This window comes from Streptomyces carpinensis (assembly GCF_002154505.1).
GTDB classification, from domain to species: Bacteria; Actinomycetota; Actinomycetes; order Streptomycetales; family Streptomycetaceae; genus Streptomyces; species Streptomyces carpinensis.
In genome coordinates this window covers 24187-30739 of sequence record NZ_MUBM01000101.1, presented here as the reverse complement: position 1 = coordinate 30739, position 6553 = coordinate 24187, and the positions used below count along the sequence as shown (strand labels likewise).

The 6553-nt window shown below is 74.0% G+C and carries 5 protein-coding genes; 2 read left to right on the top strand and 3 right to left on the bottom strand.

The window, feature by feature from the left end; genetic code table 11:
* On the top strand, window positions 1-1325 hold a 1325-nt coding region (locus tag BZY54_RS15290), incomplete at its 5' end, for a zf-HC2 domain-containing protein (RefSeq protein WP_244217174.1).
* 47 nt (window positions 1326-1372) lie between these two features.
* On the opposite strand, the gene purU is transcribed toward BZY54_RS15290, so the two are convergent.
* The gene (gene purU, locus BZY54_RS15285; RefSeq protein ID WP_086725739.1) at window positions 1373-2260 is read right to left on the bottom strand and encodes a formyltetrahydrofolate deformylase; all 888 of its coding nucleotides are present in this window, start codon (window positions 2258-2260) and stop codon (window positions 1373-1375) included.
* A 135-nt stretch (window positions 2261-2395) separates the two neighbouring features.
* Window positions 2396-2896, bottom strand: a complete 501-nt coding sequence (locus BZY54_RS15280) for an SCO4402 family protein (RefSeq protein ID WP_086725738.1) — start codon at window positions 2894-2896, stop codon at window positions 2396-2398.
* Between the two features lie 117 nt (window positions 2897-3013).
* On the opposite strand from BZY54_RS15280, the gene BZY54_RS15275 reads away from it, so the two are divergent.
* Complete coding sequence (locus tag BZY54_RS15275; protein WP_086725737.1) at window positions 3014-4327, top strand: ABC transporter substrate-binding protein; 1314 nt, start codon at window positions 3014-3016, stop codon at window positions 4325-4327.
* A 302-nt stretch (window positions 4328-4629) separates the two neighbouring features.
* Here BZY54_RS15275 and BZY54_RS15270 read toward each other — a convergent pair whose 3' ends face one another.
* Window positions 4630-6417: a hypothetical protein gene (locus BZY54_RS15270; protein WP_086725736.1), complete on the bottom strand. Its 1788-nt coding sequence runs from the start codon at window positions 6415-6417 to the stop codon at window positions 4630-4632.
* Between the last annotated feature and the right edge of the window lie 136 nt (window positions 6418-6553).

The window sequence follows — 6553 nt, the reverse complement described above, 5'->3', positions numbered from 1 at the left end:
TACCCATGCCGCGCGTCTCCGTCGAGGACGGCGGTCAGCCGCTGCCCCCGCTGAAGGAGCTGGCCGAGGGCACCGAGCCGGCGCGGCCCACCGGACCGCCGGAGCCCACCGAGCCGGCCGAACACGCGGAGTCCTCGGAGCCGAGGGGCCCGGAACCGAGGGATCCGGAGTCCAAAGGCCGGACCGTGCTGGAGCATCACGTCCTGAAGTCGCTCCTCGGGGCCTGGGCGCTGGCCGCCTGCTCGTCGGACGAGGCGGCGGCCGTCGAGGAACACCTCGGCGGGTGCGGCGACTGCGCGCAGGAGGCGCTGCGGCTGCGGGACGCGGTCGGCCTGCTGCACCGGCCCGAGAGCCTCGACCTCGACCCGGGCCTGCGCACCCGCGTGCTGGAGAGCTGCCTGGAGCGCCGGCCGCCGCGCTTCCCGGTGCCGGAGTGGGCGGCTCCCTACGACGCGGAGACCGCGCGCCTGGACGCGCTGTTGCAGGACATCGGGGACTCCGAGTGGCACACGCCGGTGCGGCTGCGGTGGTTCGACGGCGAGGAGACGGCGAGCCGCCGTACCACCGTCGCCGGGGTCATCGGACATCTGACGAGCGTCGACGGGCTGGTCGCGGTCGCCCTCGGTCTCGACGACCCGCTGGGTGACACCGCCGACGACACCGACGGCGCCGGGTCGTGGTCGGTCCCCGAGGCGCGCACCGAGGCGTACTGGCGGTCCGCGCACCTCCCGCCGGCCGGGGCCGTCCGGGTGCCGTGGCGGGAGCAGACGCACGCGCTCGTGCGGACGGTGTCGTTCACCGGCGGGGCCGAGGGCGCCGCCGCCGCGCCGCCGGCCGTGTCGTACGGCGACTTCGAACTGCCGCTGCGGGACGCGCTGATCGACCGGGCCTTCGAGTGCTGGGTGCACGCGGAGGACATCGCGGAGGCGGTGGACTACCCCTACGAGCCGCCCGCCCCGCGCCATCTGCGCGGAATGATCGACCTCGCGGCCCGGCTGCTGCCCGGTGTGCTCGCCGTACGACGCCGGGCGGGCCTGGCCTCGCCCGCCCGTGCCCGGCATCTGGTGGCCGCCGGCGAACCCGGGCGCAGCCTGCGGCTGGAGATCGAGGGGCTGGCCGGCGGCGAGTGGCTGATCCCGCTCGACTCACCGGGGGCGGTGGGCTCCGCGGAGCACGAGGTGGCCCATGTCGCGCTGGACGGGGTGGAGTTCTGCCGGCTCGCGGCGGGTCACATCGCTCCGCGCGAGGCCGCGGTGGGCCAGGTCGGCGACCGGGAGGCGATCAGGGACGTGCTGTACGCGGCGGCGTCACTGAGCCGTATGTGACGCCGGACACGTCGTCGGGTTCCGCGACCTCCGAGGAGGGCGGGACGCTACGCGAACACCACCGTGCGGCGGCCGTTGAGCAGGATCCGGTGCTCGGCGTGCCATTTCACCGCGCGGGCCAGAGCCTGGCACTCCACGTCCCGGCCGACCGCGACCAGCTGGTCCGGGGTGACGTCGTGGCCGACCCGCTCGACCTCCTGCTCGATGATCGGGCCCTCGTCGAGGTCGGCGGTCACGTAGTGGGCCGTCGCACCGATCAGCTTCACGCCCCGGGCGTGCGCCTGGTGGTACGGCTTGGCGCCCTTGAAGCTCGGCAGGAAGGAGTGGTGGATGTTGATGATCCGGCCGCTGAGCTCCTTGCACAGGTCGTCCGACAGGACCTGCATGTAGCGGGCGAGGACGACCAGCTCGACCTTCTCCTCGCGCACGATCTCCAGCAGCCGTGCCTCGGCCTCGGCCTTGGTGTCCCGGGTCACCGGGATGTGGTGGAAGGGGATGTTGTACGACCCCACCAGCTCAGCGAAGTCGGTGTGGTTGGACACCACCGCTGCGATCTCCACCGGCAGCGCACCGATCCGGGCGCGGAAGAGCAGGTCGTTCAGGCAGTGCCCGAACTTGCTGACCATCAGCACGACCCGCATCTTCTCCTCGGCCCGGTGGATCTGCCAGTCCATGGCGAAGGAGTCGCCGATCGCCGCGAAGCTGGCGCGGAGCTTGTCCACGGTCACGGGGGCCTCGGCGGAGAAGTGGACACGCATGAAGAACAGTCCCGTGTCCTGGTCGCCGAACTGCTGACTGTCCACGATGTTGCAGCCGGTCATGAACAGGTAGCTCGACACGGCGTGCACGATGCCCTTCTTGTCAGGGCAGGAGAGGGTCAGGAGGTACTGGTCGGCCGGCTGGGCCGCAGCTGCTCGAGGGGACTGCTCATTCATGCAGCACAGGGTCCCACACGGGCCGCCCGCCATGGGCGGTCGTCCCGCTGGACGGGACGGCGGGCCCGGCGTGCGTGGGCACGGCAGGCGCCCGGCATCGTGCCGCTCGCCGCCGCGAGGCGGTCCGGCCGCCTCCTACGCGGCGTGTGTCATGATGCGCAGCACCTCGAGGCTCCGCGGCGGGGCGTCGGGGTCGTCGCCGTCGCTCGCCGCCATCCGCACGTGCGCGTCCCGCGCCGCCCGGACCGCCTCCGGCCAGCCGTGGTGGTCGAGGTACGCCGCCACCGGCGCGTCGGGGCCGACCTGGTGCATGATCCGCAGCACCCGCAGCACCGCCGTGTCGACGAGAGCCGCCTCCTGGGAGTCCCGGAATATCGTGCCGACGTACTTCTCTGCGGACCAGTTGTCCAGCCAGGTGTCCTCGACCAGACGGTAGACGGCGTCGGTGACGTCGCCGTAACCTTCGACTCCCGCCAGCCAGACGTCCCGCTGGAACACCGGGTCGGAGAGCATGTGCAGCGCGGAGCGCACATTGCTGCGCCAGCGCCACCACGGCATGTCGTTGAGTGGCATGCCGCCCATGGTGGAGGAGCGACGGCCGCGACGGGAAGTGTTCTCCGAACCTTGCACGGTCATCGATCGTACGTTCTCCTTCCCGGCTCGCTCACCGGCCCCCGTAATTCACCTGGGCGTCACCCAGTGTTGACCATGGGTCACTTCCAGGTTAGGGATGTGCCGGAATCGTGCGTGTGCATGACCGGCAGGCGACGCACGCGCAGCACGACCCTCCCCGCCCCGACCCGCCCCGCCGGAAGGCGCAGAGCCCTCCTGTCCGCGGGCGCCCTGGCCGCGTGTGCGTCGCTCGCCGCCGGATGCGGTGTCGTGCCCGGTGCCACGGGGGGCTCCGGGGACGACACCGTCACCGTGATGACCTGGGCGCCGGACAGCACCAAGGCCACCAACAAGCCCGGCATGCCCGCCATGGCCCGGGCCTACGCCCGCTGGGCCAACGCCCACGGCGGCATCGCGGGCCACAAACTCAAGGTCCTGACCTGCAACGAGAGCAACGACAGCGTGCAAGCCGGCAAGTGCGCGCGACGCGCCGTCCAGGAGAACGTGGTCGCCGTCGTCGGCTCCTACAGCCAGTTCAGCGACTCCTTCTTCCCCCCGCTGGAAGGCGCGGGCATCCCGTACATCGGCGGCTACGGCGTGACCACCACCGAGTTCACCCGCGCCCTGTCCTACCCCGTCAACGGCGGGCAGCCCGCCCTGCTCGTCGGCCTCGGCAGGGAGCTGGCCGCCCACTGCGGCCCCGTCACGCTGGTACGCCCCGACAGCATCGCGGGCGACGAACTGCCCGGCCTGCTCGACGCCGGCCTGAAGGCCGGCGGCCACACCCCCGCCCACGACCAGATGGCTCCCGAGGACGCCACCGAGTACTCCGCCGAGGCGGACCGGGCGCTGCGGCAGGCGACCGCCGACCCGGGGAAGAAGGGTTGCGTGATACCGGCCCTGGGTGAGCGCACCAACATCTTCATGGACTCCTTCCGCCGCAGCCGGGAGAGCTATCCGCCGGTGCGCACCGAAGCCGTGCTCGGCAGCGTCGACCAGACGGTGATCGACGCCAGCGGCGGAAAGTCGGGGCCCTACGAGGGGTCGTACGTCACCGGCTGGTACCCGGTCGCGAGCGATCCGCGCTGGGACCCGATGAAGAAGGTGATCAACGAGGAGGCCTTCGGCGACAACCGTGTCGATCCCGCGGACGCCGGAGTGCAGACCACCTGGATCGCCTACACCGTGCTCCGGGCCGTCCTGGAGAAGATCGGCTCCGGCGAGGTGACCGCCGACACGGTGCAGCGCACCCTCGACAACGGGCTGCGGGTCGACACCGGCGGGCTGACCCCGCCGCTGCGCTGGGAGCAGTCGGGGCCGTTCTCCGGCGCCGGCTTCGCCCGCCTGGTCAACCCCGACGTCACCCTCCAGGTGGTGCGCCAGGGGCAGCTGGCGTCGGCCACGAAGGGCTTCGTCGACGTGACGAAGACACTCCAGGACGCCGACGTGGAGTAACCCGCTCCGGCTCCCCGACCGGCAGCGCCCCGGACTCGCGTACGCAGCGCACCTCGGCTCCACCGCCCGAGGCACCCGGGGCTCCCGCGCCACGCTCGGCCCCGGCTCCGGCGACCCGAACGCCCACGACTCCGGCGCCCTCCCCGAGCGCCGTCGGCTGCACGGCCCGCGCGCCCGGCTCCACTGCCCGAAGCACCCACGGCTCCGCCGCCCTGAACACCGCTGGGTCCGGCTCCCCAAGCACCCCGTTCCGGGCGCCCCGAGCGCCCGTGGCAGCGCTGCTCAGCGCCCGGGCCGGCTGCTCAGAGTTGGGTGGGCTGGCGCTGGGTGAGGCCGTACTTCTTGGCGATGGCGTTCCACAGCTGGGCGGCCTTGACCTTCTGGGCGCTGGCGACGCCGCTCTGGCGGTTGCCCTGCTGGGTCTCCGCGGTGTTGCGGGCGTGGCCCTTCTTGCAGCCCTTCTTGCCGCCGACCTGCCCCGCCCAGGCCGCGTAGTGCTGGTCGGCCGACGCGGAGGCCTTCCACGCGCTGTTGAGCGCGCTGGTGAGCGCGGCATGGCCGGGGAGCTTGTCGACGGACAGCCCGCCCAGCCGGGTCACCAGGTCGTTGCGCTGCTTGGCGGCGGCGCGCAGGTCCGAGGCCGCCTTGTCGAGGTTGTCGCACTTGCGGACGTCGGCCACCGCGTTGATCACGGAGGCACGGCTGCTGCCGCTGTCGGCCAGCAGCTTGTCCAGCTCGACCGCCTGCGCGCGGGCCGGGTCGGCGGCCGGTGAGGCGGAGGACGGGTCGGTGGCGTCGGCGGTGGCGGAGACGTTCGCGTTCTTGTCGGTGCTGTCGCTGCTGCCACCGCCGCCACCGCTGAGCAGGGCGCCCGCGCCGACACCGAGCACGACGATGCCGATGCCGACGGCCGCGATCACCGGCACCCGCGAGTTCGTCCGCTTGCCTCCGCGGCCGCTGTCGCCGTCATCGTCGACGGGCCGCAGGCCGAAGGACGAACCCGCCGGACCGCCGGGCCCGGGTACGCCCGGCCGGCCGGGCGGGACGTCTTGGGACTGGAAGCGGGGCAGCTGCTGGGTGGAGCCGGCGTCGCTGCGGAACAGGTTGTCGAACTCGGCGGGCGTCTGCCGCCCGCCGGCCGCGCCCGGTCCGCCGCCGTACGGGGATGCCGGCGCGCCGCCCATCTGGGCGCCCACGGGTGCGATGAACTGCGTGGCCTGGGCGTCCGGGTCGCCGCCGGGCCCGGCGGACGGCAGCGGGCCGGGGCCGCCCTGCGGTACGCGGCCCAGGAACCTGGTCGAAGCGTCGCCGCCGGGCGCCTCGGGGGGCATCGCCCCCGGCGTCACCGGCGGTATGTACTGCGTCGCGCCCTCGTCCGCCGGCGCGGCGGCCACGGGCGGCAGGTACTGCGTGGCCCCCTCGTTCACGGGAGCGGCACCGACAGGCGGCAGGTACTGGGTGGCACCCTCGTCGCCGCCGGGCGCGGGACCGCCGTGCAGGGCGTGTGCGCCGTGCGGGGGCTGCTGTCCGGCCGGGACGCCGTAGGGGGCCGTACCCCCCACCGGGGGCAGCGCCGCGCCGTGACCGGCCGACGAGGCACCGTGCGCGTGAGCGCCGTGTGCGTCGGTGGCGTACGGAGTGGGCGGGCCGGCCTGGGCGTACGGGCCCGTGGCCGGGGGCAGCGGAGCGCCGGCCTGGTGGCCGTAGGCCGAGGCGCCCTCCGGGGGCAGCGGGCCGGCGGCCTGGCCGTGCGCGTCCCACGGGGCCTGCGGTGCCGGCGGGTACGGCTCCGGGGAGCCGGAGCCCCAGGACGGGGCGGACTGGGCGTGCGGGGCCTGCCAGCCCTGTTCGGGCTGCGGCGCGGGCGTCTGCCGGCCGTCAGGCCCCCACGGCTGGCCCCAGGCCTGACCGCCGGCCGGCGCCGCCGCCTGGCCGTTCGGCTGGCCTGGCGGTGGGCCGCCCGGGCCCACCGGGCCACCGGCCCCGCCCGCCGTGCCCGGCAGCAGGGGCTGCCCACCGTCGGAGGGCAGCACGATGCCTTCGTGCGCGGGCCGCGCCGAGGGCTCCTCGCCCTGTCCACTCTGCGTCACCGGGACTCCTACGATTGGGGGACCTTCGGAATCGTCGGCTCACGCTACCGGGTCCCCGAAGCACGGTGCCACGCAGGCAGAGGACGTGTGCACCTTCCCTGTGACGGCAGTAACAAAACCCTCTCGTGCAGCGCTG

Bases quoted from the DNA above. Each gene is read 5' to 3' on its own strand.
- BZY54_RS15275 (WP_086725737.1), top strand. From the start codon at position 3,014: ATGACCGGCAGGCGACGCACGCGCAGCACGACCCTCCCCGCCCCGACC.
- purU (WP_086725739.1), bottom strand. From the start codon at position 2,260: ATGAATGAGCAGTCCCCTCGAGCAGCTGCGGCCCAGCCGGCCGACCAG.
- BZY54_RS15280 (WP_086725738.1), bottom strand. From the start codon at position 2,896: ATGACCGTGCAAGGTTCGGAGAACACTTCCCGTCGCGGCCGTCGCTCC.